Genomic DNA, 26,354 nt, shown 5'->3' with positions numbered 1-26,354 from the left:
CCCACTTCGAAAGCGGCCATGCCCAGGTACGGCACGTCTTCCATGTACTTGTCCTTGGCATCGACGAAGCGGTCGTCCACGGCGATGACTATGAGGCCGTTGGCCTTGGCCTTGGCGACAATCGCAGGGCCGAGCGACACGTCCGGCGGGCAGATTACAAAGCCCTTGGCGCCGTTGGCGGCCAGGCTGTCGATGGCCGAGAGGGTCTTCTCACCGTCCGGCACGGCGATCTTGATCACGGTAAAACCGTGCTCCTTGCCGGCTTTTTCGGCGAACGCCCATTCGGTCTGGAACCAGGGTTCTTCGGCCTGCTTGACCAGAAAACCGATCTTCACTTCTTCAGCGGATACGAACCCACTGCACGCCATCGCAAGCGCCACAGCGCCGAGTGCCTTCTTGAACATGAACCACCTCATTCTTGTTATTGGAAAACGATTTAGTCGTGGTACATCACAGACCGCCCACCATCGATCATCAGGCAGGTGGCATTGATAAAGGGCGCCTCGTCGGTCGCCAGGAACAGCGCAGTCATGGCCACTTCAATGGGCTGGCCGATGCGCTTGGGCGGGTGCAGGTCGAACGCTCGCTGGCGCTCCGCATGGGGGTCGGGGAAAGCGTTCCAGTAGTCGACGTTGAGCTGCGTCTCGATATAACCCGGTGCGATCGCGTTCACGCGAATGCCCTTGGGCGCGTATTCGATGCCAAGGGCGCGGGTGAGGCCGAGCAGGCCGTGTTTGGCGACGGGGTAAGGAAAGCAGCCGGGAATGATGTGGCTGGAATGGGTGGAAGCGATGTTGATGATGTTGCCGATGCCCTGCTCAATCATGTGCGGCAGCACCGCGCGGCACCCGTACCAGGCGCCGTCAAGGTCAATGGCGAAACAACGGCGCCAGTCCTCGTCGGTCATTTCCAACGGGTCGCGAAACACGTTGACCCCGGCGCAGTTGACCAGCACGTCCACCCGGCCGAAGCGCTCGACGGCCACATTGACCAGCGCCTGCCATTGCTCCCTGGAGGTGATATCGACGGCTTGCGCAACAATCTCGGCGCCACGCTCGCGCCAATGGGCCGCAACTTTTTCGACCTTATCCGCTTGGATGTCGGCGATCACCAACCGCGCCTGCTGCGCCTGGAAACAGGCCACGATCGCCTCGCCAATGCCTTGCGCAGCGCCGGTGACGATCACCACCTTGCGCTTGAGTCGCTCGCCGTAAGCCGGCTCGGGCACCGCGGGTAAGGACAACGGTTGTGCCTGCATCGCTTCACCTGTTTTATTTTTGGTAGTGAGTGCTGATGCAGGCGACTATAAACCTATCGTTTGAAACATCTCAATATATAAATTCTCATCCCACATTATGAGAAAAATCAAAGATACGCAGCTGCCCTGTGGGAGCGGGCTTGCTTGCGAATGCGGTGGGTCAGCCAGTACAGCTGTGTCTGATACGCCGCATTCGCGAGCAAGTCCGCTCCCACAAGGAGGAGATTCAGCACGTTCGCTTCAGCCTTGGGCGAAATCCCTCAGCGCGTCGCCTTCCATGCGATAGCGCACCCACTCTTCCTGGGGCTGCGCGCCGATGGATTTGTAGAAGGCAATTGCCGGCTCGTTCCAGTCCAGCACGCTCCACTCGAAGCGCCCACAGCCGTTGTCGCAGGCGATCCTGGCGAGGTGGCGCAGCAACTTCTTGCCGGCCCCGCCGCCGCGCTGTTCCGGGTTGATATAGAGGTCTTCCAGATACAGGCAGTTGCTGCCCAGCCAAGTGGAATAGCTGAAAAAAAACACCGCAAAGCCAATCGGCACACCGTCGCGCGAACAGATCAGGCCGTGCGCGGTGGCGCCTTCGCTGAACAGGCTGCGTTCGATATCCACGACGCTGGCGATCACTTCGTGCCGGGCTTTCTCATATTCGGCCAGCTCAGTGATAAATGTCAGGATCTGCGCAGCATCGCTGGGAACGGCGGGGCGAATCTCGATGGTCATGGGCGGGCCTTGGGCAAGTTCAAAGCCCACATACTAAGACGCTTTGATGACCGATTGCAGCGCAATTTCCTGCAGGCACGCACACAAAATCTTACAGATCATGTAAGACCGTTCGTCGCCATCAAGGCACAAACAGCAAACTGCGGCTGACCAATCAAGGGTAAGGACATTAATCATATGGAGACACCCTCATGAAAAATTCCAAATTTGCCGCCCTCGCCCTCACTGGTCTGCTGTCTGCCGCGTCGTTGAGCGCATTTGCCGCCACCCCGTCGACCGGCCCGACTGATCCGGTCGGCTCCCCGCCAAACCCTGCAACCCAAGAAGCCCAGGACTCGATGGGCACTGGCCTGGACACCAACGGCGGCGCAATTATCGACAACACCAACGGCGCTGATCCCCATACCAAGGGCCACGACACTCAGCGTCAGGCACCTGCCGCCGTCGGCAACGGCAAAATGGGCCCATCGGTCAACGAGCCGAAGGTCAACAAAGGCGACGATTCGAATCTGCCGGGTGCACCGAAACAACCAGCACCTTGATGCATTGCTGGCACGACCTACACCCGATCATCGCCCAGTGAAGAGGTACACATGAACGTCGATAGAAACCTTGAAAAAGAAGTCCTCACCCGCCTGCTGCATGCCCATCCGCAAGGGTTGGGCAAGGAAGTGCTGGACAACTACCGTGGTGAAAAAGAAGTCGCCAGTGTCTTGGCTCTCCTGCAAGACCGCGGGCTGATCAAGGATGGGCATGTGACCACCGACGACGCCGGTGAATATTCGTTGAACCTGCCGATCAAGTTGACCGCGTCTGGTGTGGATGAGGCGCGCAAGCTCGACGGTCAAAGCATTCAGTGATTCATTTCTGGTCTGGCCCCGCTGCCGGGGCCAGAAGGAGTTTTAGCGATGCCTCGTGGAAGCAAAGCCAAATACACCACCGAACAGAAACGCAAGGCCGCTCATATCGAAGACAGTTATGAGCACAAGGGGTTGTCCAAGGACGAAGCCGAAGCCCGTGCCTGGGCCACCGTCAACAAGCAGTGTGGCGGCGGCGAAAAGGCCGGTGGGTCTGGACAGCGCAAGGCGCCTGCCAGGAAGACCCAGGATCGGCAGGATTCAGCGAAGCGAGCGGCAGCCAGCCGTGAGGGAAAACCGCGCAGCAGTCGCGCTTCCCTTGGGACGCAAACCAAGGAAAGCCTGATGAAGGAAGCGCGGGCCAAGAATATTCCGGGGCGTTCGACCATGCGCAAGGATGAGCTGGTCGAAGCACTGAGGGCGTCGGGCTAGACGCATATCTTATGTGGGAGCGGGCCTGTTCGCGAGTACGGTGGGTTAGCAAGAATCTGTTGGCTGACACCCGCTTTTTCGCAAGCAAGCCCGATCCCACAGGTTGGCCCGCATTCTACTCAGCTATAAATGCGTCAACTTCAGCAGTACCTGGAGAAGTCGCCGGTCCCCAACGTGTCACCGCCAATGCCGCCGCCGCGTTTGCTCGACGCGCTGCCTCGGCGGGCTTCAAGCCCCTCGCCAATTCGGCGATAAATACCCCCGCATGCGCATCCCCCGCGCCGTTGCTGTCCACCGCCCGCACCTTGAAACCCGGCACATGTTTGATGTCGCCCACCTGCCCTACCCAGCAACCATTCGGCCCATCGCGCACCACCAACAGCGTCTCGGCGGGCAGGTGTCGATGCAGTTCAGGCAACGCAGCGGCAATATCCTTGGCGCCGGTGAATGCCAGGGCTTCGGGGCCGTTGCTGGTCCAGATATCGATACGCGGCAACAGCGCCCGCATCAACGCCGAATCCGGCGCCTTGACCAGCGGGCCCGGATCGAACACCACCACAACCTCGCGCGGCACCGCCAGCAACCAGTCGATCAGCGGCTGCGCCTTGCCTTCAAGCAGCAGGCTGTAACCGCTGACATACACATAATCATCGGTGCCCGGTACGACCTGGGCCAGGTCCTCGGCACTCAGTTCCCCCTCGGCACCAAGATGGGAAATGAACGTGCGCTCGGTGGTGGCTTCGGTCAGGGACACGCACAAGCCGGTGTCCTTGCCGCCGCTTGCCGGGAGTGCCATATCGATGCCTTCGGCCTGCATCGCAGCGCGGGCCAAATCACCAAACCGGCCGCTGCCGTGACGCCCCAGGTAAACCACCGGCAGGCCATTGCGCCGCGCAGCGGCCATGACGTTAAAGCCGCCGCCGGCTTCGAAACTGGCGGAGCTGGCCAGTACGTCGCCACCGGTCGCAGGCAGGGCTTCGAGGGCCATGACCAGGTCGACGATGACCTGCCCGGTATGCAGCAATCTAGACATGGGGGCTCTCAACTAGCGCCGGACGTCGATCGGCAGCGCCGCCCAGTACGGCATACACCCCGCCGGCCACGAGGAAGGTGACGATCCAGCCAAGACCGTTGTGGCCCAGCCAGGAGTCGGACAACGGTCCGGCGAACCAAATGTTTTCGGCGGTGGTGCCGATGGTGGTGAAGCTGAAACCCAGCACGATGGCCAGTGCCCAGGCGCCGAATGCGCGCCACTCTACACCGCCGCGATACCAATAGGCGCTGCTCGGACTGACATCCAACAGATCCGTGGGACTGTAGTATTGACGATGGATCAGGTCGACCACGAAAATCCCCACCCAGGCAGTGATCGGCACCGCCAGCAACGAGATGAAGGTAATGAACGGACCGTAGAAACTGTCGGCGATCAGCATGAAATAAATGGAGCCGGCAAAAATCGCCACGATATCGACGATCACCGCATGCACGCGCTTGACCTTCAGGCCGAGGGTCAGCGTGGTGAGGCCGGCCGAATACACCGACAGGTTGTTCGACAACAGCAGCCCGCCGAATGCGGTGATCAGGTACGGCACCGCCATCCAGGTTGGCAGCATGTCGCGGATCGCAATGATCGGGTCCGTGGCCGAGGCCAGGTCGTTGTTACCCACCGACAGCAGGCCGCCGAGGGTGATCAGCAACACCAGCGGAATGCCCGCACCGAACGCGGCGGAGGCCACCAGCCGCACAGCCTTGACGCTGCGGTGCTGGTAGCGCGACATATCGGCACCGGCATTGGCCCAACCGATGCCGGTGCCGGCCGCCATGGTGCCGATGCCGATGATCATGGCGCTCAGCGGCGCCGGGGTGGCATTGAATACCGCGCTCCAGTCGATGGTGGCGCAGAGAAAGCCGCCCACCAGAATATTCAGGGCGCCGAACACGTAGGTCGCCCATTTCTGGATCACCAGCAAGGTGGCATGGCCCAGGCCGGAAACGGCCAAGGTCAGCAGCACGAAGAGGGCGATGAAAATCAGGGTGAGCAACGGTGCGCTTTTCGCCTCAACCGGGGAGCCGAACAGAATCGAGCACAGCGACAGCAACACAAAGGCGGCCGTGGTGGTGTTGACCGTTTCCCAGCCCAGGCGCGACATCAGCGACACCAGGGTCGGCCCGATATTGCCGCGTACGCCGAAGATGGCGCGGGACAAGGTCAGGCTGGGCGCACGGCCACGGCGACCGGCGATGGAGATGATGCCCACGACCGCGAAGGAGCCGGCCGCGCCAAGGATCGCAACGATGATCGCCTGCCAGATCGCCAGGCCACGAAACGCCACCAGCGTGGCGCCCAGCGGCAAGCCGAGGATGCTGATATTGGCGGCGAACCATACCCAGAACAGCTGCAGCGGATGCCCGTTGCATTCGGCCTCCGGGACGGGTTCGATGCCACGCGTTTCCAATTGCCCGGCGCTTTGACCGGAAGAGGTGCTGCTCATGTGGGGGGCTCCTGCCTGTATTGTTATGGGTGTAGCAACGCTTCAATGGCTGATGCGAATAGGACAAATGCCTGCGACAGAGGCATTCCAGTCTGGTTGACTGGGCCATCGCATCGCAGGCAAGCCAGCTCCCGCATTCAGCACTCTGGTGTTCAACGCAATGCGAGCAATCCTTGAACCAGCGGTTGCAGGTTCAGGCCATTCACGCGCTTGACCTGCTCGAGCATTTCTTGCGGCCAGCACTGCATCCCTAAACAGGCACCGAGCATGGCGCCGAGGATTGCGGCGATGGTGTCGGTATCGCCCCCCAGGCTGGCAGCCAGGCACAGCGCCTCGAAGGCGTTCATGTCACCCGACGCCACTTGCTGCGCGAGGGCGAACGACACCACCACCGACTCTTGGGAGGCAACGGAAGTCCCGATCAATTCATAGAGCAAGTCAGTGAACAGGGCGGTGTCGCCGCTGCCGACGCTCAGGGTGCGCGCCCAGCTGATGCGCGTGGACATGCGTCCGCCGGCAATCCAGTGGCCGTGGTGTTCCGCCTGTTGCGCAACCTGAGTGCCGATGTTCAGCGCTTCGCCCAGGTCCACGCCGTTGATACCGGCTGAAACAACCGCCGCAACCGCCGCCGCGCTGGCAATGCCCAGGCTGGTGTTATGGGTGACCTGACAGGCCTGAATCACTGCCTGAATAAAGTGCGCCGGCTCGCTGACATCGGCGGCAATGCCCACCGGCGTGATGCGCATGGCCGCGCCATTGGTGGTGCCGTAGCGCCCTGATTCTTCCGGGGTGTGCCCCGCAAGGATCATGTCGATAGCGCGCTTGGTGGACGGCCCGAGCAGGTCCTGGGAGCCCTTGGCGCGCATGGCCGCCTCCCAGTCGATCAGGCGTTGGGCGAGCACGCGGGGTTCGATTGTGCCATGGCCTTGCACGAGCAACTCAGCGACCAGGATCGCCTGTTCGGTGTCATCGGTGATGGAGCCGGCAGGCATGTTCGGCGCAATGGGTTGGTCGGGGCCGGCCTCTTCCAGGGCGGTGATGGCCCCAAAGCGCTGCCGGACTTGTTCACGGCTCAAGGATTGGGTGGGCATGCCCAGCGCATCGCCCAGGGCCAAGCCATAAAAAGCGCCAAGCGCGCGAGTTTCAGCAGTCATTTGGACGCCCCGAATTGCAGGTGCAAACGAAAATGCAGTGGGTCGAGCAGGCTTTCGACATGCTCCATGAAACGCTCACGACGGTCATAAGTTGTGCGCGAGGCCTTGAGAAATACCGTGCCGGTCGAACGTCCGAGCAATTGGGCGTCGCCATCGCTCAGGGCCTCGGCGCCGATCCATTGGTCACCGGCGGCGCCCACATAGCCGTAGGCCGCCAGGGTAATGGTCAGGGAATTGTCGATCAGGCCGATGCGGGGCAGGCTTTCCAGGTCTCCGGTAGCCGGCATCAGCGAACGCTCCAGCGACACAGCTGTACCGTCGGCCGTGCGTCGGAGGCGGTCCAGAGCAATGAACTGCTCGCTGCCGAAACGGCTGAACAGGTCCGGGCGGGTCACCGCTTCGAAGCGCAGCACCTCAGTGCTGACCTTGGCGCCGGTGTCCGCCAGGGCCTGGGCCCAGCCGTGGCGCTGGTCGAGCCCCATGCCGTCAAACGTGACGATAGAGCCGACACCGCTTTGGGTAGCGATGTAGTTGCGGCGCTTAAGCTCAGCCAGCGCTTCGCGCAGCGTGCCCCGACTGACCGCAAACTCTTCGGCCAGTTGATGCTCACCTGGCAACAGGAAACCGTCGGCTATCACCCCACCCTCGATACGGCGGATGAGTTCGTCGACGACGCGTTTTTTCTTATCGAATCGAACATGTCTAATCATGTTCAAATTGATAACCGAAAGCCGCTGTTTCCGGCAAGCGAATTATTTCAGGAAAATCAAAAAACCCGGCTTCAGGGCTCAAGGCCAATTGGGAAGAACTCCCCGCTGCTCCATACGCCAAGCCAGTTCTGACCGTTGATCGGGCGGCTCACGGCCAGCTCGACCAATTGATAGAACACATTACGGTGCACCAAGGCTTCGAGGTTGCCGCGCACCCGCAGGTATGGTGCCGGTTCCTCGGTCAGCGGATCGATCACCACCCGCAGAGGGTGTTCAGGGCCGGCTTCGATCTGTTCATCGACGTTGCTGGTAAAACGCAACACCTGGCTTTCGCCCTGCCCCTGCACATCGAGCGTGACGGCAACGAACGGCGCGTCATCGACGCTGATGCCGACCTTTTCCACGGGCGTCACCAGGAAATAATCATCGCCATCGCGGCGGATGATGTTGGAGAACAACTTGACCATGGGTTTGCGCCCAATCGGCGTGCCCTGATAAAACCAAGTGCCGTCTCGGGCGATGCGCATGTCGATATGGCCGCAGAAATCCGGGTTCCACAGATGCACCGGCGCCGGCCCTTTACCTTTGGGCAGTTGCGCCAATAGATCATTGGCCTTGGCGGTATCGGTCATGGGGGTCTCCTCAGGCTTACTGATTGCTCATCCCGAGCAAGCCTCGGGCGTACTGGGCCAGGGGCCGGGCAATCAGATCTTGTGGCGAATTGTCGTGGAACGTCAGTAAACCGCCACGACTGCGAATACGTGCAGTATCAATCAAATACTGGGTACTGGTCTCGATCAACATGATTTGGATGACGCCACTGTCCAGGCCAAGGCGGTCCAGGGCTTGCTGGTCGGTCCACTCATCGGCGTTGCCAATACGGTCATCGGCTGCCGCAAAACGGCAATACAGCAAGTAGTGCGCCCCCGCCGCGCGAGCCTCGGCCATGGCCTGCTCGAGGCCCTCGGGCTGACGGGCGCGACGCACCATGGGGAAATATTCGACGAAGCCGTTGAAGGCCTCCTCCGCCACCACGTTCGGTCGCGGATAAGCGCTGCCGGGCGGCACGAAAGCGCCCTGGGCAATAAAGATGAAGGAGTCCGGCTGCACACGGATCGACGCGGTACGGCGCGTATCACTGTGGTCGAGCAAGCCGGCGTCGCTCATCTGATAGCGGGTGCCTTCGGCCATATCACTGACGGTCATGCAACCACCGAGTGCCAACGACGCCAGCAACAAAACCAGACTACGCATCCTATTTCTCCAAAAGCCGGTGACGGAAAACCGGCGAATGGGCAGGTAATGCAGAATCCGCGCCATTCAGGAACGGTGCACAACTAAAGGTGGCGTTGTGCGTGAAGCGGGAAAGCGCGTCAGCCGCCAATGATCTTCATGACCGTTGCGCCGCCGGAGAACGCCACTTCCTGCTTGTCGCCCAGAGCCTTCACCAGCAGCCCTTGCAGCGCCGGCAGTGCCTGGTGACGCGGCTTGTCCAGCAGTTCGCCGACGTAGTGACGATTGCTCGAAGACAGGCAACCATGCAACCAACCCGTAGAGGACAGACGCAATCGCGAGCAGGTGCGGCAGAACGGCACGCTTTCATTGGCGATCACCCCAAAGAAGCCCTTGCCCGGCACTTCATAGCGCACGGCCGTAGCGTCAACAGGCGCATTGGCTTGCAGGTATTCATGGTGTTCGCCGATCAGGCTGAGCAGTTGTTGCAGGCTGACGAATTGTTGCAGGAACGCGTTGGAGTCTTTCGCCAAGTGCCCCATGCGCATCAATTCGATAAAGCGCAGCTCGTAGCCCCGCTCCAGGCAGTAATCGAGCAACGGCATTACCTGGTCCAGGTTCTGGCCGCGCAAGGGCACCATATTGACCTTGATCTTGATCCCGGCCGCGCGGGCCTGGTCCATGCCGTCGAGTACAGTGGCGAGGTAGCCACCGCGGGCGATGCTGCGGAAGGCGTGGGCATCCAGGGTATCGAGGGAAACGTTGATGCGCCGGATACCCGCGTCCACCAGCAGCGGCAGCTTACGCGCCAGCAACTGGCCGTTGGTGGTCAGGCTGATATCGCTGAGCCCCATTTGCCCCACGGCGCCCATGAAGGCTTCCAGCTTTGGGCTCACCAGCGGCTCGCCACCGGTGATACGCAGGCGCTCGATGCCGGCCGCTTCGATCAGGTAAGCCACGCCTCGCGCCATGGCTTGGGCCGAAAGCTCATCCTGGGCAGCCACCAGCCGCTTGCCGTTGGGCACGCAGTAGGTACAGGCGTAATTGCAGGCTGAGGTCAGGCTGATCCGCAAATTGCGAAAACGCCTGCCTTGACGATCAACGATCATGAAGCACTCCGGCAGAGGATATTTCGGCGCACTAGAAGCTGACCTATAAATCAGCTTTTAGCAAGATCCTTGCCTGAGTATATTCCTAGGGTATTGCGCCTGGCAGTAATTCATTACGTCATCACCATAGCGAATGACTCAGGCGGCTGGGGCTTCGCTGCTTTTTTCAGGACCAGGCAGTTCACTGCTGTGCTTGCGCTTGTTGCCCATGCGCACGCCAATATCCATCAGGAACTGAAAGAAGCCTTCCTGATCTTCCAGCACATTGCTCCAGAAGGGCGAGTGATACAGCGCCACGGCGCCATGCACCAGTGCCCAGGCGGCGCAGTAATGGAAGTAAGGTGGCACGTCCTCGAGCTTGCCTTCACTGATACGCCCCTTGATCAACAAGGTCAGGCGTTCAAAGTTGGAGGCGCGGATCTTGTGCAGTTCCTCGACCATTTCCGGCACTTGATGGCCCTTGACGACCTTTTCTTCCAGGCGGTCGAACAGGCGGTAGCGCTGCGGATCGCGCATGCGGAACTCAAAATAGGCCCGGGACAAGGCTTCTTTGTCCTTGTCGACATCGGCCGAATGCAGCAGCTCGTTCAAGTCACGCTCGTAGTCGAGCATCAGGCGCAGGTAAATCTCGGCCTTGGACTTGAAGTGCTTGTAGATCGTGCCTTTGCCGATGCCCACGGCATCCGCGATCATCTCAACGGTGACGCTGTCTTCGCCTTGTTCGAGGAACAATTTGAGCGCGGTGTCGAGAATTTCCTGCTCACGGCGGCGAAACTCACGGACCTTACGGGGTTCTTTATGCATGAGGAAGAGGTCTGCAAAGGTCGGAATAGGGAGGGTTACGCACGCCACAGATACGTGGCGATACGATTTACCCGATGCGTGGGATTATCCCGACTGAACGGTCGTTGGGCAACGCCTATGTGAACCGGTTACGCACTTTACTTTCAGTACGCCAACGATTTCAGCGAAATGAGTCAGAAACAAGACGCACTCTTTGAACCTGCGCATCATGTTCAAAGCGAAGAAGGCGTATTCCAAATCTGTTTAAAAAACGATCAATTGAGACTGGACTGAATTGGATAGTGATCAATACTTCAAGTGTCGGCGCGACATCTCCCCCAAGTGACGCGTCGACCTGGGTACCGACGGACTGTGTGCCCTTGTTTTACTCCTAATGGTCTTAACCCGGATTCACCCCCCAGAACCCGGGTTTTTTTTGCCTGCGATTTGCCGACTGTCAGGAAGCCACGTGGGCCAGTGGAAACAAACGCTTGAAGTTCTCGGTCGTCTGTTCGGCGAAGCGCTCGTAAGACTCACCCCGCAGCATCGCCAGATAATCGGCCACGTCACGCACATACTCCGGCAGGTTCGGCTTGCCCCGATGGGGAATCGGCGCCAGGTACGGCGAGTCCGTTTCCACCAACAGCCGGTCGGCCGGTACCTGGCGGGCTACATCACGCAGTGCGTCGGCATTGCGGAAGGTAACGATGCCCGACAGGGAAATATAGAACCCCAGGTCCAGGGCGGCCTTGGCCATCTCCCAATCTTCGGTAAAGCAATGCAATACACCCGCCTGCGGCAGCGCGGCTTCGCGCAAGAGAGCCAGGGTATCGGCACGAGCACCACGGGTGTGGACGATCACCGGCTTGCCGGTCTGTTGCGCGGCTTGCAGGTGAAGGCGGAATGAAGCCTGCTGCAGGTCGGCGGCTTCGGGTTCGTAGTGGTAATCCAGGCCGGTTTCGCCGATGGCGACGACGCGCGGGTGATTGAGTTCGCCCAACAGCCAGTCGAGGGCCGGAGCTTCGCCGGGTTTGAGGTCCAGCGGATGGATACCTACCGAACAATCCACATCGGCGTAGCGGTCAGCGAGGGCTTTGACGTCGGCGGCGTTTTCAGCACTGACACCGATGCACAGGAAGTGCCCTACCCCGCGCTGGCGCGCAGCGTCGAGGGCGGCGTCAAGGGAACCGTTGTGCTGGGCGAGATCAAGACGATCGAGATGGCAATGGGAATCTACGAGCATGGGCAATTACAACTTGAGTAGTGTCTGGCCGACGATACACCCGTCGGCAAAGGAAATTAACGGCGTCCGAGCAAGCCGACCCACTGCACCAGCAGCGCCTCAAGCAACAACACGCGGTTGAGGTTGGCTTTGCTTAGCACTTTCTGGCGCTGGGCGAGGATCCAGTCCTGAATGTTCAGCACCTTATCCTGCGCGCTTTTCTGCGCAAGGTATTGCACCACCTTGCGCATGTCCGGCAAACCCAGGCCGTGTTCGTCCTGGGTCAGTTGGTAGCGCAGGATCAGGCTGGACCAATCGCAGAACCAGTCGAACAGCAGCAACAGGGGAATATCCTTCCACGCACTTTCGGCCAGTTGCGTGGCGGACAATTCCTGTTTGATGAGCTTCTTCACGCCTTCTACAACCAGCGCTCGTTGTTCTCGCACGCCTTGGGCTTGCAGCTTCACCGCCGCCAAGGGGGAGCCTGCGGCCAGGGTCAGCAATTCGATCAGTTCGTCTGCTGAGCAGTCCGGCAGCGCCTGCGCCAGCCATTGCAGGCTCATGGCCTCGCTCGGCAACGGGCACGCCTGCTGCACGCAACGGCTGCGAATAGTCGGCAGCAAACGGCTGGATTGGTGACTCACCAGCAGCAGTACGGTGTCGCCGGAGGGTTCTTCAAGGCTTTTGAGCAAGGCGTTGGCAGCGTTGATGTTCATGGCCTCAACCGGCTCGATCAGCACCACCTTGCGCCCGCCCATTTGCGCGGTCTGCACCACGAAGCTGACAAGGTCGCGTACCTGGTCGACCTTGATCGCTTTGTCTGCTTCCTCAGGTTCCAGCACATAGTTGTCGGGGTGACTACCTGCCTTCAGCAACAGACAGGATTTGCATTCGCCACAAGCGTGCAGGTTGACGGGCCGCTGGCACAACAGGCTGGCCATCAAACGCTCGGCAAGGGCGCGTTTGCCGATGCCTATCGGGCCGTGCAGCAAATAGGCGTGGGCGTGCTGGGCCCGGCCGGCCAATTGTTGCCAGAGGCCGTCCTGCCATGGGTAGGCGTCAGCCACGGGCGCGCTCCAGGAGCGAGGGCAACAGCGCATCGATGGCTTGCTGCACCTGAGCCAGTGGCTGAGCCGCGTCAAGCAGCGAGTAACGCGCAGGCTCGGCCTTGGCACGCTCGAGGAACGCGGTGCGCACCGCGTCGAAAAACGCCTGGCCTTCCAGCTCGAAACGATCCAGGCGGCCGCGGGCACTGGCGCGGGCCATCCCCACTTCCACCGGCAGATCGAACAGCAGGGTCAGATCTGGACGCAGATCCCCCTGAACGAAGCTTTCCAAGGTAGCGATACGTTCCAGGCACAACCCGCGACCGCCGCCCTGGTAGGCGTAGGTGGAGTCAGTGAAACGGTCGCAGATCACCACCGCACCGCGTGCCAGGGCCGGTCGGATCACCTCGGCCAAATGCTGGGCACGGGCGGCGAATACCAGCAGCAGCTCGGTGTCCGGATTCATCGGCTCGTCACCCGGCGCCAGCAACACCTCACGGATGCGCTCGGCCAGCGGCGTACCGCCGGGCTCACGGGTCAACACCACTTCGATGCCCGAGGCACGCAGGCGCTCGGCCAGGTAATCGCGGTTGGTGCTTTTGCCGGCGCCTTCCGGGCCTTCGAGGGTCACAAACAAGCCAGTCACAGGCAGTCCTTAATCAGAGTCATTGCGGGCTTTGCGGGGCGCTGGCATCCGGTGCGGGCTCGACCGGCGCGTCAACCGGCGGTGCCGCGTCTTCCGACGGCTTGACCAGCGGTGCCGGGCTGGAACGGTAATCGGCGCGGCGCTTGAGCTGAAACTCACGCACGGCCGCATTATGCGCATCCAGGTTGTCCGAGAAAATATGGCTGCCATCGCCACGGGCGACAAAATACAGGCTGCTGCCCGGCACCGGGTTCAGCGCGGCATGAATCGCCTCGCGGCCAACCATGGCGATGGGCGTCGGCGGCAGGCCGGCGATCATGTAGGTGTTGTAGGGGTTGGCCTCCTTGAGATGGGCACGGGTCAACTTGCCGTTGTAGCGCTCACCCAGGCCATAGATCACCGTGGGGTCGGTCTGCAACATCATGCCCATCTTCAGGCGACGCACGAACACACCGGCAATTTGCCCGCGTTCTTCGGGCACACCGGTTTCCTTTTCCACCAGCGAGGCCATGATCAGTGCTTGATAAGGCTCGGTGTAAGGCGCATCAGCGGCGCGCCTGCTCCACTCCTGGGCCAGCACTTCATCCAGGCGGTTGTAGGCTTTTTTCAGGAATTCAACATCCGTCATGCCCCGCACAAAACGATAGGTGTCAGGAAAGAATCGCCCCTCCGGGAACACGCCAGGATGGCCAAGCTTGTCCATCACTTCGCTGTCACTGAGGCCCGAGAGCGACTGCACGATCTTGTCATGCTTGGCCAGGGCCGATCGTACCTGGCGAAAGTTCCACCCCTCCACCAGGGTCAGGCTGTATTGCACCACTTCCCCACGTTGCCACAGGCCGATCAGGCCTTGCGCGGTGAGGCCCGGGGTCATGCGATATTCGCCGCTGTGCAGCGGCTGGCCTTCGAGATTGAAGCGCCAGTAAAGACGTAGCCAGAAGGCACCGTCGAGCACGCCGTCGGCCTCCAGACGATTGAAGGTGCCGGTGGGCGTCGCCCCTGCCGGCACATCGAGCAATTGCTCCTGGGTCAGATGCAACGGCTGCTTCAAGGCGGCGTTGTATTTCCAGGCGCCAAAGCCCAACAGCAGCGCCGCCGAGAACACAACGAACAGCAGCAGTAAAACCAGTTTTCGTATCAACTCAAATATCCAATAGCGCGCGAACAATGCCCTGCAGTTTACGGGTGAGCGGCCCAACCGGCCAGCTCATACCTGCGCACTCACGTACCGGCCAGATGCCATAAACGCTGTTGCACGTGAAAACTTCGTCGGCCTGCCGCAACTGCTCCAGGCTGATGTCGGCCACGGCCACCGGGGCCCCCAGCGCTTGCGCCTGGGTCAGGATCTCGGCACGCATCACGCCGGCAACGCCGCAACGCTTCAGATCAGCGGTGAGTAATAAACCGTTGCGCACCAGAAACAGGTTGCTGAACACACCTTCGATGACCCGACCGGACATATCCAGCATCAAGCCTTCGGCATGTTCGCCGTCCCGCCATTCAGCGCGCGCGAGCACCTGTTCAAGGCGGTTAAGGTGTTTGAGCCCGGCCAGCAGCGGTTGTTCGGCCAAGCGGGTGGCGCATGGGAACAGGCGGATGCCGTCGGTACCATGAGCTTCGGGATAAGCAGCGGGCGGACTGCCCTGCAAGATACGGCGTACAACGGCATCGGGGCTGATGCCGTAACCGCGCTGGCTATCGCCACGGGTGAGAATCAACTTGAGCACGCCATCGCCCAGGGCGGCGGCATAGGCCAGCACCTCGCTACGCACCAGAGCCTGATCCGCCGCTAATGCGAGGCGCCTGCAGCCCTCATGAAGGCGCTGCAGATGACGGTCGAGCAGCACCGGCTGCCCGGCCTTGACCGCGATGGTTTCAAACAAACCATCGCCATACGCCAGGCCGCGATCTTTCAGGGGCACGCCGTCCGCTGGTTGACCGTCGACCCAGCTATGCATCACTCGGCGAACCGGCGGAACACCAGCGAGCCGTTGGTGCCACCAAATCCGAACGAATTGGAGATCACCACGTCGATCGGCATCGGTTGCGCTTCGTGAGGCACGAAGTTCAGGTCGCAGCCTTCGTCCGGCTCATCGAGGTTGATGGTCGGCGGAGCGACCTGGTCCTTGATGGCCATGACACTGAAGATCGCCTCGACCGCGCCCGCCGCGCCCAGCAGATGGCCGGTCATGGACTTGGTGGAGCTGACCGCCAGCTTATAGGCGTGCTCGCCGAACACCGACTTGATAGCCTCGGCTTCCGCCAGGTCGCCGGTCGGCGTCGATGTGCCATGGGCGTTGATGTACTGCACCTGGTCAGCATTGACCTTCGCATCACGCAGGGCGTTGGTGATGCAACGCGCGGCACCGGCACCGTCGGACGGTGGCGAGGTCATGTGGTAGGCGTCGCCGCTCATGCCAAAACCGATCAGCTCGGCATAGATGGTGGCACCGCGCGCTTTGGCATGCTCCAACTCTTCCAGCACCAGGGCACCGGCACCGTCGGACAGCACGAAACCGTCACGGCCTTTGTCCCACGGACGGCTGGCACGGGTCGGCTCATCGTTGCGGGTCGACAGCGCACGGGACGCGCCGAAGCCGCCCATGCCCAGGCCGCAGGCCGCCATCTCGGCGCCACCGGCGATCATCACGTCAGCTTCATCGTAGGCGATGTTGCGCGCCGCCATGCCGATGCAGTGAGTCCCCGTGGTGCACGCCGTTGCAATGGCGTAGTTAGGCCCCTGTGCGCCCAAATGGATGGACAGGAAACCGGAAATCATATTGATGATCGAACCCGGCACGAAGAACGGTGAAATTCGACGGGGGCCGGAATCGTGCAGCGTGCGACTGGTTTCTTCGATATTGGTCAGACCACCAATACCCGAACCCATGGCCACGCCGATTCGTTCACGGTTGGCGTCGGTAACTTCCAGGCCGGCATTACGCACCGCCTGAAAACCGGCTGCCAGGCCGTACTGAATGAACAGGTCGAGCTTGCGGGATTCTTTGAGCGAGAGGTACTGCTCGACATCGAAACCCTTTACCGAGCCGCCAAAACGGGTTGAATAGGCAGAAAGGTCCGTGTGTTCGATCAGACCGATACCACTGCGGCCAGCCAGAATGCCCTGCCAACTGCCTGGCACATCCGTGCCCAGTGGCGACAACATACCCATACCGGTGACTACGACGCGTCTACGCGACACAGCACTCTCCTTTTTCTAATGACGACACTTTGCTTCGCAGCGTACTTTTCGTCACCGCTTAAAGAAAAAACCGCACGCCGTTACAGCAGTGCGGTTTTTCCCTGACAGCAAGCGACGACTACAAACTATTACGCCTGGTGGCTAGTAACGTAGTCGATGGCAGCTTGAACAGTAGTGATTTTTTCAGCTTCTTCGTCCGGGATTTCGGTCTCGAATTCCTCTTCCAGAGCCATCACCAGCTCAACGGTGTCAAGGGAATCGGCACCCAGGTCTTCTACGAAGGAAGCAGTGTTCACCACTTCTTCTTCCTTAACGCCCAGTTGCTCGGCGACGATTTTCTTGACGCGCTCTTCGATGGTGCTCATACCTTGTTTAACTCCTAATGGACAAATTCAGGCAGCTGGCCAGTGGGTAAGTGTATAGAAAGCCATTTCAGCTTTTCAACTGAAAGCTTCACCCTGTACCTGCTCGGCCACCTGCCTATAAATTAAGTTGCAGCTTTATAACGGATTTTAGACAGCTCGTATGACATATTTTTGAAGCGATCCGTCACAATTTAACTCATGTACATCCCGCCGTTCACCGGGATTGTAGCCCCAGTCACGTATGCCGCACCGTCGGATGCCAGGAAAGTGACCACATTCGCGATCTCTTGAGCCTGGCCCAGACGGCCCAGCGGAATCTGCGTCAGCAAGGCTTCACGCTGTGCTTCAGGCAGTTCGCGGGTCATATCGGTGTCGATGAACCCTGGGGCCACCGAGTTTACCGTAATCGACCGCGAGCCGACTTCACGCGCCAGTGCACGGCTGAAACCTTCCAGACCGGCCTTGGCGGAAGCGTAGTTTACTTGGCCCGCGTTGCCCATGGCACCCACTACGGAGCCAATATTGATAATTCGACCCCACCGCGCCTTGGTCATGCCGCGCAAAACGCCCTTGGACAGGCGAAACAGACTGTTCAGGTTGGTATCGACCACGTCGTACCATTCGTCGTCTTTCATGCGCATCATCAGATTATCGCGGGTGATACCGGCATTGTTTACCAGAATCGCCGGTGCACCGAACTGAGCGGCGATCTCGGCCAGCACGGCCGCCACGGACTCATCACTGGTCACGTTCAGCTCAAGGCCGGTGCCCTGCACGCCGTTTTCCTTCAGGGTCGCGGCGATACGCTCGGCGCCCGAGGCGGACGTGGCGGTGCCGATCACAACGGCGCCCTGACGGCCCAGCTCCAGGGCGATGGCCTGGCCGATGCCACGGCTTGCGCCGGTAACCAGTGCAACTTTACCTTGCAGACTCATGCAGGCTTCTCCTAAGTCAGAATCGGGATTAAGCGTTCATGCCAGTGCCGCGAGCGGCAGCGAAGGCTTCAGGGGTATTGAGGTTGGCGGTCGACACACCGTCGGCGCAGCGCTTGTTCAGGCCGGCCAGGACTTTGCCCGGACCGCACTCGACCAGCTCGGTGGCGCCGTTGGCGGCCAGGGTCTGCACCGATTCAACCCAGCGTACCGGCTTGTAGAGCTGCTCCAGCAGGTCCCGCTTGAGGGTGTCCAGGTCAGGGGCTACCGCCGCGCTGACGTTCTGCACCAGCGGGATCTGCGGCGCCTGCCAGTTGATGGCAGCAATAGACTCGGCAAAACGCTCGGCGGCCGGGCGCATCAGCTCGCAGTGGGACGGTACGCTTACCGGCAACGGCAGCGCACGCTTGGCGCCACGGGCCTTGCAACCTTCGATGGCGCGCTCGACCGCCGCCTTGGCACCCGCGATGACCACTTGGCCAGGGGAGTTGAAGTTCACGGCGCTGACCACTTCACCCTGCGCCGCTTCGGCGCAGGCTTCGATCACCACGGCGTCGTCCAGGCCCAGGATAGCGGCCATGCCGCCCTGCCCGGCCGGAACGGCCTCCTGCATCAACTGACCACGACGCTCGACCAACTTGACCGCTTCAGCGAGGGTCAGGCTGCCCGCCGCAACCAAGGCGCTGTATTCGCCCAGGCTGTGACCGGCGACAAATGCCGGGCGCGCGCCGCCTTCGGCCAGCCATAAGCGCCACAGGGCGATCGAGGCGGTCAGGATGGCCGGCTGGGTTTTATCGGTTTGATTGAGTTGTTCTTCCGGGCCCTGCTGGGTCAACGCCCACAGGTCGTAACCCAGGGCATCGGAAGCTTCCTTGAAAGTATCCAGGACCAGCGGATATTGCGCGCCCAGCTCGGCCAACATGCCGAGGGACTGCGAACCCTGCCCTGGAAAGACGAATGCGAGGGATGTAGACATATAACAAGCCCCTAATGATCGGGTCGTCAAAAATGGTCGCTGCCGATCTTGAGGTGAAAACCAAGACGGGAGCGCACGAAACTGACAGATTGGATGGTCAATTGAACTGGCCGGTCACATTTAAGCACTCCCCGGCCAATTCGCCTAAAGCAACAGATCCTCCAGACGACCGTGCAAGCGTTGCGGCAGATTCTCCTGGATCTCGATCAAGGCTCGCGCAATGGCGCTCTGGAAGCCCTGCACCCCGGCCGAGCCATGGCTTTTCACCACGATGCCCTGCAAGCCAAGAAAGCTCGCACCGTTGTGCCGGGCCGGTGCCAGGTCGGCCTGCAGACGGCGCATCAATGGCAGCGCCAGGGCGCCGACCGCACGCGACATCAGGTTCTGCTTGAACAGCGCTTCGATACGCGTGGCGATCATGGAGGCCAAGCCTTCGCTGGATTTGAGCAGGATATTGCCGACAAACCCGTCGCACACCACCACATCCGCTTCGCCACGGTACACACCGTCACCTTCGACAAAGCCGATGTAGTTCAAGCCCCGCGCGCCCTGCAGCAATGCTGCGGCGAGCTTGACCTGCTGGTTGCCCTTGATGTCTTCGGTGCCGATATTCAGCAAGGCCACTCGCGGCCGCGCCACACCCAACGCTTGCGCCGCCACCGAGCCCATCACAGCGAACTGCAGCAGGTGCTCGGCAGTGCAATCGACGTTCGCGCCCAGATCCAGCAGTTGGCAATAACCTTCCTGCGTCGGAATCGCCGCCACCATCGCCGGCCGGTCAATGCCGGGCAGCGTCTTGAGCACATGCCGCGACAAGGCCATCAGCGCGCCCGTATTGCCGGCGCTGACACAGGCTTGCACCTTGCCGTCGCGCAATAATTGCAACGCCACGCGCATGGACGAGTCGGGCTTGCCGCGCAGGGCCGCCGCCGGTTTTTCGTCCATGGTGATGGTTTCGCTGGCCGCTGTGACAGTCAGGCGCGCGCGATCCACTGCCGGATGGCTGGCAATCAATTCTTCAAGTAAGGAGGGTTGACCGACGAGGGTCAGGTGCAGCGAGGGCGTAGCAGACAGGCTGGCAATGCAGGCCTGAACAATGCTGCGGGGACCGAAGTCCCCGCCCATTGCGTCAATCGCGATGACTTGAGCGGACAAGTGATTACTCGTCAGCGCCCTTGTCGATCACTTTACGGCCACGGTATACGCCTTCTGGCGATACGTGGTGACGCAGGTGAACTTCACCAGTGGTCTTTTCCACGGACAGGGTGCTAGCCTCGAGAGCGTCGTGCGAACGACGCATGTCACGGGCGGAGCGGGATTTTTTGTTCTGCTGAACAGCCATAATTGATTAACTCCTAAACGTTTGGGTCACGCTTTAACTGCGCCAATACACTGAACGGGTTGGACCGCGTTACCTCGTCCTCGCTCGGTTCGGGCTCGTCATCGAGGCCCGCCGGCTGCTGGCATTCTTCCGGATGATGAGCAGGCACAATGGGCAAGGCGAGCAAAAGCTCCTCCTCGATCAGTGCATGCAGATCCAAAGGATCTTCGCCCAGTTCCAGCACGTCATAACCTTTCGGCAACGACTGGGTATTCGCACCCTCCTTCACCACGGCATAACTGCACTCGCTGTGGATCGGCAGGGTGACCAGCTCAAGACAACGCTGGCAGACCATCTTGACTTCGGTGTCGATAATACTGTGGATTACCACAGACTTACGTTCATCTCGTTCAAAAACGAATTTGGCCTGCACCGTACCGACAGTGTCGGAAAGCGGGTCGCAGAGTCTCTCCAAATCGGCCAGCAGCAATTCACCTTGAAGGGAAGTGCCACGATCAGCCAATTTGCGCGGGTCAACGTGAGGTGGAATCGGGTCATTCAACATAGGCGCAGCATTATAGGGATGCCCCCAGCCATGTCAAAGGAAATTCAGCCCTGTGCGTCAGCCGGTCACGCCGCTAGAATCGGCGGCTGTCTTGAGGAGACGTCTATGCTGCCTTTATTACTCGCGTCCAGCTCGGTTTATCGCCGGGAATTACTGAGCCGCCTGCACTTGCCGTTCATCTGCAGCGCGCCGGATATCGATGAAAGCCACCGTGCAAATGAATCCGCCGTGGAGCTGGTCAAGCGCCTGGCCGAACATAAGGCGCGCGCCCTGGCTGCCCGTCATCCCGGGCATCTGATCATCGGTTCAGACCAAGTCGCCGCGCTGGAAGGCCGCATTATCGGCAAGCCTCACACCTTCGAGAACGCCCGCGAACAATTATTGGCCGCCAGTGGCAAGCGCGTGAGCTTTCTTACCGGGTTGGCGCTGCTCAATAGCGAGACAGGGCACTGCCAGGTCGACTGCGTTCCCTTTACCGTGCACATGCGCGAACTGGATGCCGAACGCATCGAACGTTATTTGCGGATCGAGCAGCCGTATGACTGTGCGGGTAGCTTCAAGGCCGAGGGACTGGGTGTGAGCCTGTTCCAGAGTACCGAAGGGCCGGATGCGACCAGCTTGATAGGACTGCCACTGATTCGACTGGTGGATATGCTGCTGGCTGAAGGCATACAAATCCCTTAAGCCCACCCTGAAACTAAATGTGGGAGCAGGCTTGCTCGCAAATGCGGAGGGTCAGTCACTAAAGATGGTGACCGATCCATTGCATTCGCGAGCAAGCCCGCTCCCACATTTTGAACGGCGTCAACGCTGGAATATCAGCGCAATGTCGGGCCTTGAAAACCCATATACAGCGCCAGCTTCTCCGCAACGCTGGCACCCAGCTTCTTGGAGAAGCGATCAAACGGCGATTCCTCAACCGTGAAATCCACCAACTCCTTCTCGCCAATCACATCCCGCGCCACCGAACTGGCACTGCCCAGGCCATCGACCAAGCCCAGCGGCAATGCCTGCTCACCCGACCACACAAGCCCGGAGAACAGCTCCGGATGCTCCTTATCCTTCAGCCGATCGCCACGGCCTTGCTTGACGCTGGCAATGAACTGACGGTGGGTGGTGTCGAGCACCCCCTGCCAGAACTGGGTCTCATCGGCCTTCTGCGGCTGGAACGGGTCGAGGAACGCCTTATGCTCGCCCGACGTATAGGTGCGACGCTCCACCCCTAGCTTCTCCATGGTGCCGACAAAGCCGTAGCCTGCCGCCGTCACGCCAATGGAGCCCACCAGGCTGGCCTTGTCCGCATAGATCTGGTCAGCGGCGCTGGCAATGTAATAGGCACCCGAAGCGCCCAGGTCCGAGATCACCGCATAAAGCTTGGTATCCGGATGCAGGGCGCGCAGACGGCGAATCTCGTCGTACACATAACCCGACTGCACAGGGCTGCCGCCCGGACTGTTGATGCGCAGAATCACCCCTTTGACCTTGGGGTCTTCGAACGCGGCGCGCAAGCTGCTGACGATATTGTCGGCGCTGGCCGGTTCTTTGTCGGCAATGACCCCGCGCACCTCGATCAAGGCGGTGTAGTTGCTGCCACGGGCGGCGCTTTTTTCCATGTCCATCAACGGGCTGAACAACGCCAGCATGCCCAGCAGGTAAACAAAGGTCAGCAGCTTGAAGAAAATCCCCCAACGCCGCGAGCGACGCTGCTCCTGCACGCTGGCCAGCAGGGTCTTTTCCAGCAACTTCCAGCTTTTGTCGTCGCTGTTATCGGCCTTTTCAGGCGCTTTCCACTCGTCACTCATGCCATTAACCCCAGCAAAGACTTATTGAGCCCGACCGAGCCAGGCCTGCAGTTCAGAAAAATGATCAATCGTCAGCCTGGGCTCATATTGCTGCAAGGCTTCGGCCGCCTGGGCGCCGTAGCTGACTGCCACGCTGTCCATGCCGGCATTGCGCGCCATCATCAGGTCGAAGGACGCGTCCCCCACCATCAATGCCTGACGCGGCGCTACACCGCAGTGAGCCAGGATCTGCTCCAGCATCAGAGGGTGGGGTTTGCTGGCGGTTTCATCCGCGGCACGGGTAATGTCGAAATAATCGTCCCAGCCATGGGCCTTGAGCACACGATCGAGCCCGCGCCGAGCCTTGCCGGTGGCCACGGCAAGGTAATAGCCCTGGTCACGGAACGCCTCCAGGGATTGCCTCACACCGTCAAACAGTGGGGAAGGCTCTGCTTCAAGAGCGATGTAATGGTCCGCGTAGTGCTGTCGAAACGCGACCAGTTGCGTGTCATCAATCTGCGGGTACAGGGTGCGGATGGCCTCAGGCAAACCCAGACCGATAATGCCCTTGACTGCCAGATCGCTGCACGGCTCGAAGCCGGAGCGAGTCGAGGCCACGTGCATCGATTCGACAATCCGCCCTATGGAGTTGGCCAGCGTTCCGTCCCAGTCGAAGATCAGCAGCTTGTAATCAAGGTGCGACACTCAAACGCTCCACGGTCTTGGCCCACATCTCATCGACCGGCGCCTGCAACTTCAGCTCGCCACCATCGGGCAGCGGCACGGTAAGCATATAGGCGTGCAGAAACAGGCGCTTGCCGCCCAGGTCGCGAATTTCCTTGGAAAAACCCTCGTCGCCGTATTTGGTATCACCGGCAATGCAGTGGCCGGCGTGCAGGGTGTGCACGCGGATCTGGTGGGTACGCCCGGTAACCGGCTTGGCCTCGACCATGGTGGCGAAATCGCCGAAGCGGCGCAGCACCTTGAACAGGGTCAGGGCTTCTTTGCCCTCCTCGTCCACTTCCACCATGCGCTCACCGGAGCGCAGGTTGCTCTTCTGCAACGGCGCCCGCACGCTCTTGATCGAGCTGGCCCAGTTGCCACGCACCAGCGCCATGTAGCGCTTGTCCACGCCGTCGCCGCGCAGGGCGGTGTGCAAGTGGCGCAACATGCTGCGCTTCTTGGCGATCATCAACAGGCCCGAGGTGTCGCGGTCCAGTCGATGGACCAGCTCCAGCTCCTTGGCATCGGGGCGCAACTGACGAAAAGCTTCGATCACGCCGTAATTCAAGCCGCTGCCGCCATGCACCGCAATGCCGCAAGGCTTGTTGATCACGATCAGCTTGTTGTCTTCAAAGACAATCGACGCTTCCAGGCGCTGCAACAGGCCCTGAGCCAGCGGCACCGGCTCATCGCGCTCAGGCACACGTACGGGCGGCACGCGGACAATGTCGCCCGCCTGCAACTTGTACTCGGGCTTGATCCGGCCTTTGTTCACGCGCACTTCGCCTTTGCGCAGGATGCGGTAAATCAAGGTCTTGGGCACGCCTTTGAGCCTGGCCAGGAGAAAATTATCGATGCGTTGGCCGGCATATTCCGGCGAGACCTCGAGCAGCTGGACGCTGGGGGTCTGGGGGGCGGTAGTCGTCATGGCGGCGATGATAACAATTTTTTATGGAATTGAAGCACTTAATCATTGCTGCTATAGTCGCGAACGCCGCCAAAAGCGGCTTGGACAGAGGACTTGCGGCAAACTGCCGGCCCTGACCATCGCAATTCATCAGGACGCGAGGCCGTCCTACGGGGCGTTCGCCACCTTGGAAGGCTTGAGATTGTAACAAGCGCAGGTGACATGAGGCCTGAAGCGAGTACGCAAAGCAGAGTGAATACTCGCCTTGCGCGCCGATATTTACGGCCAGTTCACAAAGTGCAGTCAGTCTCGTGCCAGACCATGGCGAATGCTTCGGAAACAACGCCTGTTAAGAGCTGAGTGAGAGCGCAGTCGCCCACACCTAGTCTTGTTTAGCCATGAGCGTGGACTCCCCTTTGGAGAACACGGTAAATGCCAACCCGCTGCGGATTCTGCGCGCGGCAGCACCCGAATTATCAGGGATACGTGTAGGGTGGAGATGCACAACCGTCGGACCGTGTAGCACTAGGCTTATATTTAGACGCTTCATCTCGTCCACAGTCGCCGGTTGATTCCTCCTCCTGACCTTAGCTTTTGTTGAAGTGGTGCTTTTGTCACCACCGCTAACAAGCAGGACGCGTCCGTCGCGATACCCGCCCAATTGGCAGGTTTTGCTGGACACTGGAGTGGCCAACCACTCTTGACGCACCTGACACCGACCGTGAGAAGTCGTGTGTGCCGAACGCCGTTTCCGGCAGCCCGGAAACCGACGGTACAACATGAAAAGAATGCTGATTAACGCAACTCAACCCGAAGAGTTGCGTGTTGCACTGGTAGATGGCCAGCGCCTCTACGACCTGGACATCGAATCCGGTGCGCGCGAGCAAAAAAAGGCCAACATCTATAAAGGCCGTATTACTCGCATCGAACCAAGCCTTGAGGCTGCCTTTGTCGACTTCGGCTCCGAGCGCCACGGCTTCCTGCCCCTCAAAGAAATCTCCCGCGAATACTTCAAGAAGGCCCCCGAAGGCCGTGTAAACATCAAGGACGTCCTGAGCGAAGGCCAGGAAGTGATCGTTCAGGTCGAGAAAGAAGAACGTGGCAACAAGGGCGCCGCCCTGACCACCTTCATCAGCCTGGCCGGTCGTTACCTGGTGCTGATGCCGAACAACCCGCGTGCCGGCGGCATCTCCCGTCGCATCGAAGGCGAAGAGCGCAACGAACTGCGTGAAGCGCTGAACGGCCTGATCGCACCGGCCGACATGGGCCTGATCGTGCGCACTGCCGGCCTGGGCCGCAGCAGCGAAGAAATGCAGTGGGACCTCGACTACCTGCTGCAACTGTGGACCGCCATCAAAGAAGCCTCCCTGGATCGCTCCGCGCCATTCCTGATCTACCAGGAAAGCAACGTGATCATCCGCGCCATCCGCGATTACCTGCGCCAGGACATCGGCGAAGTGCTGATCGACAGCGTTGAAGCCCAGGACGAAGCCCTGACCTTCATCCGCCAGGTCATGCCGCAGTACGCCAGCAAGATCAAGCTGTACGAAGACAGCGTGCCGCTGTTCAACCGTTTCCAGATCGAAAGCCAGATCGAGACCGCGTTCCAGCGCGTCGTAGAACTGCCGTCCGGCGGCTCCATCGTCATCGATCCGACCGAAGCCCTGGTGTCCATCGACATCAACTCGGCGCGCGCCACCAAAGGCAGCGACATCGAAGAAACCGCCCTGCAGACCAACCTTGAAGCCGCCGAAGAAATCGCCCGTCAGTTGCGCCTGCGCGACATCGGCGGCCTGATCGTCATCGACTTCATCGACATGACCCCGGCCAAGAACCAGCGCGCCGTGGAAGAGAAGGTCCGTGAGTGCCTGGAAGCCGACCGCGCCCGCGTACAGGTCGGTCGCATCTCGCGCTTCGGCC

The 26,354-nt window shown here is 60.5% G+C and carries 31 protein-coding genes; 5 read left to right on the top strand and 26 right to left on the bottom strand.

Going from position 1 to position 26,354, the window contains the following annotated elements; translation table 11 throughout:
- The 3 genes from Q1V60_RS22660 to Q1V60_RS22650 all read right to left on the bottom strand — a co-directional run.
- Positions 1-404 (bottom strand): substrate-binding domain-containing protein (locus tag Q1V60_RS22660; RefSeq protein WP_300635006.1); only part of this gene is annotated, 404 nt, incomplete at its 3' end.
- Positions 405-436: 32 nt separating this feature from the next.
- Positions 437-1,258, bottom strand: a complete 822-nt coding sequence (locus Q1V60_RS22655; RefSeq protein ID WP_300635004.1) for an SDR family oxidoreductase — start codon at positions 1,256-1,258, stop codon at positions 437-439.
- Between the two features lie 240 nt (positions 1,259-1,498).
- Positions 1,499-1,978, bottom strand: coding sequence for a GNAT family N-acetyltransferase (locus Q1V60_RS22650; RefSeq protein WP_124359456.1), 480 nt, complete (start codon positions 1,976-1,978; stop codon positions 1,499-1,501).
- Positions 1,979-2,169: 191 nt separating this feature from the next.
- On the opposite strand from Q1V60_RS22650, the gene Q1V60_RS22645 reads away from it, so the two are divergent.
- Genes Q1V60_RS22645 through Q1V60_RS22635 form a run of 3 tightly spaced genes read left to right on the top strand, consistent with a single transcriptional unit; the run spans position 2,170 to position 3,267 of the window.
- A complete protein-coding gene (locus Q1V60_RS22645; RefSeq protein ID WP_300635000.1) occupies positions 2,170-2,520 on the top strand; it encodes a hypothetical protein in 351 nt (116 codons plus the stop codon).
- Between the two features lie 51 nt (positions 2,521-2,571).
- Positions 2,572-2,838 (top strand): hypothetical protein, encoded by a 267-nt coding sequence (locus Q1V60_RS22640; RefSeq protein ID WP_300634999.1) that lies wholly within the window; start codon positions 2,572-2,574, stop codon positions 2,836-2,838.
- Positions 2,839-2,886: 48 nt separating this feature from the next.
- Positions 2,887-3,267, top strand: a complete 381-nt coding sequence (locus Q1V60_RS22635; protein ID WP_300634997.1) for a termination factor Rho — start codon at positions 2,887-2,889, stop codon at positions 3,265-3,267.
- A gap of 115 nt (positions 3,268-3,382) precedes the next feature.
- On the opposite strand, the gene Q1V60_RS22630 is transcribed toward Q1V60_RS22635, so the two are convergent.
- The 20 genes from Q1V60_RS22630 to Q1V60_RS22535 form a co-directional block, all read right to left on the bottom strand.
- Positions 3,383-4,300: a PfkB family carbohydrate kinase gene (locus Q1V60_RS22630; RefSeq protein WP_300634995.1), complete on the bottom strand. Its 918-nt coding sequence runs from the start codon at positions 4,298-4,300 to the stop codon at positions 3,383-3,385.
- Complete coding sequence (locus tag Q1V60_RS22625; protein ID WP_300634994.1) at positions 4,293-5,759, bottom strand: cytosine permease; 1,467 nt, start codon at positions 5,757-5,759, stop codon at positions 4,293-4,295. Before Q1V60_RS22625 ends, Q1V60_RS22630 begins: the two co-directional genes overlap by 8 nt.
- Positions 5,760-5,911: 152 nt before the next feature.
- Complete coding sequence (locus Q1V60_RS22620) at positions 5,912-6,913, bottom strand: ADP-ribosylglycohydrolase family protein (RefSeq protein WP_300634993.1); 1,002 nt, start codon at positions 6,911-6,913, stop codon at positions 5,912-5,914.
- Positions 6,910-7,623, bottom strand: coding sequence for a GntR family transcriptional regulator (locus Q1V60_RS22615; RefSeq protein WP_300634991.1), 714 nt, complete (start codon positions 7,621-7,623; stop codon positions 6,910-6,912). The genes Q1V60_RS22620 and Q1V60_RS22615 overlap by 4 nt, the downstream gene beginning before the upstream one ends.
- A gap of 71 nt (positions 7,624-7,694) precedes the next feature.
- The gene (locus tag Q1V60_RS22610; protein ID WP_300634989.1) at positions 7,695-8,255 is read right to left on the bottom strand and encodes a DUF1285 domain-containing protein; all 561 of its coding nucleotides are present in this window, start codon (positions 8,253-8,255) and stop codon (positions 7,695-7,697) included.
- 16 nt (positions 8,256-8,271) lie between these two features.
- On the bottom strand, positions 8,272-8,877 hold the full coding sequence (locus Q1V60_RS22605; RefSeq protein WP_300634987.1) for a DUF4823 domain-containing protein: 606 nt from the start codon (positions 8,875-8,877) through the stop codon (positions 8,272-8,274).
- A 119-nt stretch (positions 8,878-8,996) separates the two neighbouring features.
- Positions 8,997-9,965, bottom strand: a complete 969-nt coding sequence (locus Q1V60_RS22600) for a radical SAM protein (RefSeq protein WP_300634985.1) — start codon at positions 9,963-9,965, stop codon at positions 8,997-8,999.
- A gap of 138 nt (positions 9,966-10,103) precedes the next feature.
- On the bottom strand, positions 10,104-10,769 hold the full coding sequence (locus tag Q1V60_RS22595; protein WP_300634983.1) for a TetR/AcrR family transcriptional regulator: 666 nt from the start codon (positions 10,767-10,769) through the stop codon (positions 10,104-10,106).
- Between the two features lie 436 nt (positions 10,770-11,205).
- Entirely contained in the window at positions 11,206-11,991 is a 786-nt protein-coding gene (locus Q1V60_RS22590) for a TatD family hydrolase (RefSeq protein WP_300634981.1), read from the bottom strand.
- A gap of 56 nt (positions 11,992-12,047) precedes the next feature.
- Positions 12,048-13,037: a DNA polymerase III subunit delta' gene (locus Q1V60_RS22585; RefSeq protein WP_300634979.1), complete on the bottom strand. Its 990-nt coding sequence runs from the start codon at positions 13,035-13,037 to the stop codon at positions 12,048-12,050.
- A complete protein-coding gene (tmk, locus tag Q1V60_RS22580; RefSeq protein ID WP_300634977.1) occupies positions 13,030-13,662 on the bottom strand; it encodes a dTMP kinase in 633 nt (210 codons plus the stop codon). The genes Q1V60_RS22585 and tmk overlap by 8 nt, the downstream gene beginning before the upstream one ends.
- 19 nt (positions 13,663-13,681) lie before the next feature.
- Positions 13,682-14,803 carry an endolytic transglycosylase MltG gene (gene mltG, locus Q1V60_RS22575; RefSeq protein WP_300634975.1) on the bottom strand — a complete coding sequence of 374 codons (1,122 nt, stop codon included), beginning with the start codon at positions 14,801-14,803 and terminating at the stop codon, positions 13,682-13,684.
- A gap of 1 nt (position 14,804) precedes the next feature.
- Complete coding sequence (gene pabC / locus Q1V60_RS22570) at positions 14,805-15,620, bottom strand: aminodeoxychorismate lyase (protein ID WP_300634973.1); 816 nt, start codon at positions 15,618-15,620, stop codon at positions 14,805-14,807.
- Positions 15,620-16,864, bottom strand: coding sequence for a beta-ketoacyl-ACP synthase II (gene fabF, locus Q1V60_RS22565; protein ID WP_300634971.1), 1,245 nt, complete (start codon positions 16,862-16,864; stop codon positions 15,620-15,622). Before fabF ends, pabC begins: the two co-directional genes overlap by 1 nt.
- Before the next feature lie 128 nt (positions 16,865-16,992).
- Positions 16,993-17,229: an acyl carrier protein gene (gene acpP / locus Q1V60_RS22560; protein ID WP_003175607.1), complete on the bottom strand. Its 237-nt coding sequence runs from the start codon at positions 17,227-17,229 to the stop codon at positions 16,993-16,995.
- Positions 17,230-17,420: 191 nt separating this feature from the next.
- On the bottom strand, positions 17,421-18,164 hold the full coding sequence (gene fabG / locus Q1V60_RS22555; protein ID WP_300634969.1) for a 3-oxoacyl-ACP reductase FabG: 744 nt from the start codon (positions 18,162-18,164) through the stop codon (positions 17,421-17,423).
- A gap of 28 nt (positions 18,165-18,192) precedes the next feature.
- Entirely contained in the window at positions 18,193-19,137 is a 945-nt protein-coding gene (fabD, locus tag Q1V60_RS22550; RefSeq protein ID WP_300634967.1) for an ACP S-malonyltransferase, read from the bottom strand.
- Between the two features lie 144 nt (positions 19,138-19,281).
- Complete coding sequence (gene plsX / locus Q1V60_RS22545) at positions 19,282-20,292, bottom strand: phosphate acyltransferase PlsX (protein ID WP_300634965.1); 1,011 nt, start codon at positions 20,290-20,292, stop codon at positions 19,282-19,284.
- Positions 20,293-20,296: 4 nt separating this feature from the next.
- On the bottom strand, positions 20,297-20,479 hold the full coding sequence (gene rpmF, locus Q1V60_RS22540; protein ID WP_003179396.1) for a 50S ribosomal protein L32: 183 nt from the start codon (positions 20,477-20,479) through the stop codon (positions 20,297-20,299).
- Positions 20,480-20,492: 13 nt separating this feature from the next.
- Positions 20,493-21,023: a YceD family protein gene (locus tag Q1V60_RS22535; RefSeq protein WP_300634963.1), complete on the bottom strand. Its 531-nt coding sequence runs from the start codon at positions 21,021-21,023 to the stop codon at positions 20,493-20,495.
- Between the two features lie 105 nt (positions 21,024-21,128).
- Between Q1V60_RS22535 and Q1V60_RS22530 the strand changes: the two genes are divergently transcribed.
- Positions 21,129-21,707, top strand: a complete 579-nt coding sequence (locus Q1V60_RS22530) for a nucleoside triphosphate pyrophosphatase (RefSeq protein WP_300634961.1) — start codon at positions 21,129-21,131, stop codon at positions 21,705-21,707.
- Positions 21,708-21,841: 134 nt separating this feature from the next.
- Here the strand turns inward: Q1V60_RS22530 and Q1V60_RS22525 are convergent, their stop codons facing one another.
- From Q1V60_RS22525 to rluC, 3 genes are read right to left on the bottom strand one after another with little or no spacing between them, the layout of a single operon-like run.
- Positions 21,842-22,825: a S49 family peptidase gene (locus Q1V60_RS22525; RefSeq protein ID WP_300634959.1), complete on the bottom strand. Its 984-nt coding sequence runs from the start codon at positions 22,823-22,825 to the stop codon at positions 21,842-21,844.
- A 21-nt stretch (positions 22,826-22,846) separates the two neighbouring features.
- On the bottom strand, positions 22,847-23,509 hold the full coding sequence (locus Q1V60_RS22520) for an HAD-IA family hydrolase (protein ID WP_300634957.1): 663 nt from the start codon (positions 23,507-23,509) through the stop codon (positions 22,847-22,849).
- Complete coding sequence (gene rluC, locus Q1V60_RS22515; RefSeq protein ID WP_048730954.1) at positions 23,496-24,455, bottom strand: 23S rRNA pseudouridine(955/2504/2580) synthase RluC; 960 nt, start codon at positions 24,453-24,455, stop codon at positions 23,496-23,498. The genes Q1V60_RS22520 and rluC overlap by 14 nt, the downstream gene beginning before the upstream one ends.
- 758 nt (positions 24,456-25,213) lie before the next feature.
- On the opposite strand from rluC, the gene Q1V60_RS22510 reads away from it, so the two are divergent.
- Positions 25,214-26,354: Rne/Rng family ribonuclease (locus tag Q1V60_RS22510; protein WP_300634954.1), on the top strand; the 1,141-nt coding region annotated here is incomplete at its 3' end.

It is taken from the genome of Pseudomonas sp. (assembly GCF_030147005.1).
In the GTDB taxonomy this organism is placed as follows: domain Bacteria; phylum Pseudomonadota; class Gammaproteobacteria; order Pseudomonadales; family Pseudomonadaceae; genus Aquipseudomonas.
Note: the sequence above shows the minus strand (reverse complement) of the source record. Positions and strands in the feature narration are given on the sequence as shown.

What these genes read in the sequence shown, in the direction of transcription:
- Q1V60_RS22655 (WP_300635004.1), bottom strand. Translation starts at nt 1,258, where the DNA reads ATGCAGGCACAACCGTTGTCCTTACCCGCGGTGCCCGAGCCGGCTTAC.
- Q1V60_RS22650 (WP_124359456.1), bottom strand. Translation starts at nt 1,978, where the DNA reads ATGACCATCGAGATTCGCCCCGCCGTTCCCAGCGATGCTGCGCAGATC.
- Q1V60_RS22645 (WP_300635000.1), top strand. Translation starts at nt 2,170, where the DNA reads ATGAAAAATTCCAAATTTGCCGCCCTCGCCCTCACTGGTCTGCTGTCT.
- Q1V60_RS22640 (WP_300634999.1), top strand. Translation starts at nt 2,572, where the DNA reads ATGAACGTCGATAGAAACCTTGAAAAAGAAGTCCTCACCCGCCTGCTG.
- Q1V60_RS22635 (WP_300634997.1), top strand. Translation starts at nt 2,887, where the DNA reads ATGCCTCGTGGAAGCAAAGCCAAATACACCACCGAACAGAAACGCAAG.
- Q1V60_RS22630 (WP_300634995.1), bottom strand. Translation starts at nt 4,300, where the DNA reads ATGTCTAGATTGCTGCATACCGGGCAGGTCATCGTCGACCTGGTCATG.
- Q1V60_RS22625 (WP_300634994.1), bottom strand. Translation starts at nt 5,759, where the DNA reads ATGAGCAGCACCTCTTCCGGTCAAAGCGCCGGGCAATTGGAAACGCGT.
- Q1V60_RS22620 (WP_300634993.1), bottom strand. Translation starts at nt 6,913, where the DNA reads ATGACTGCTGAAACTCGCGCGCTTGGCGCTTTTTATGGCTTGGCCCTG.
- Q1V60_RS22615 (WP_300634991.1), bottom strand. Translation starts at nt 7,623, where the DNA reads ATGATTAGACATGTTCGATTCGATAAGAAAAAACGCGTCGTCGACGAA.
- Q1V60_RS22610 (WP_300634989.1), bottom strand. Translation starts at nt 8,255, where the DNA reads ATGACCGATACCGCCAAGGCCAATGATCTATTGGCGCAACTGCCCAAA.
- Q1V60_RS22605 (WP_300634987.1), bottom strand. Translation starts at nt 8,877, where the DNA reads ATGCGTAGTCTGGTTTTGTTGCTGGCGTCGTTGGCACTCGGTGGTTGC.
- Q1V60_RS22600 (WP_300634985.1), bottom strand. Translation starts at nt 9,965, where the DNA reads ATGATCGTTGATCGTCAAGGCAGGCGTTTTCGCAATTTGCGGATCAGC.
- Q1V60_RS22595 (WP_300634983.1), bottom strand. Translation starts at nt 10,769, where the DNA reads ATGCATAAAGAACCCCGTAAGGTCCGTGAGTTTCGCCGCCGTGAGCAG.
- Q1V60_RS22590 (WP_300634981.1), bottom strand. Translation starts at nt 11,991, where the DNA reads ATGCTCGTAGATTCCCATTGCCATCTCGATCGTCTTGATCTCGCCCAG.
- pabC (WP_300634973.1), bottom strand. Translation starts at nt 15,620, where the DNA reads ATGCATAGCTGGGTCGACGGTCAACCAGCGGACGGCGTGCCCCTGAAA.
- acpP (WP_003175607.1), bottom strand. Translation starts at nt 17,229, where the DNA reads ATGAGCACCATCGAAGAGCGCGTCAAGAAAATCGTCGCCGAGCAACTG.
- fabG (WP_300634969.1), bottom strand. Translation starts at nt 18,164, where the DNA reads ATGAGTCTGCAAGGTAAAGTTGCACTGGTTACCGGCGCAAGCCGTGGC.
- fabD (WP_300634967.1), bottom strand. Translation starts at nt 19,137, where the DNA reads ATGTCTACATCCCTCGCATTCGTCTTTCCAGGGCAGGGTTCGCAGTCC.
- rpmF (WP_003179396.1), bottom strand. Translation starts at nt 20,479, where the DNA reads ATGGCTGTTCAGCAGAACAAAAAATCCCGCTCCGCCCGTGACATGCGT.
- Q1V60_RS22535 (WP_300634963.1), bottom strand. Translation starts at nt 21,023, where the DNA reads ATGTTGAATGACCCGATTCCACCTCACGTTGACCCGCGCAAATTGGCT.
- Q1V60_RS22530 (WP_300634961.1), top strand. Translation starts at nt 21,129, where the DNA reads ATGCTGCCTTTATTACTCGCGTCCAGCTCGGTTTATCGCCGGGAATTA.
- Q1V60_RS22525 (WP_300634959.1), bottom strand. Translation starts at nt 22,825, where the DNA reads ATGAGTGACGAGTGGAAAGCGCCTGAAAAGGCCGATAACAGCGACGAC.
- rluC (WP_048730954.1), bottom strand. Translation starts at nt 24,455, where the DNA reads ATGACGACTACCGCCCCCCAGACCCCCAGCGTCCAGCTGCTCGAGGTC.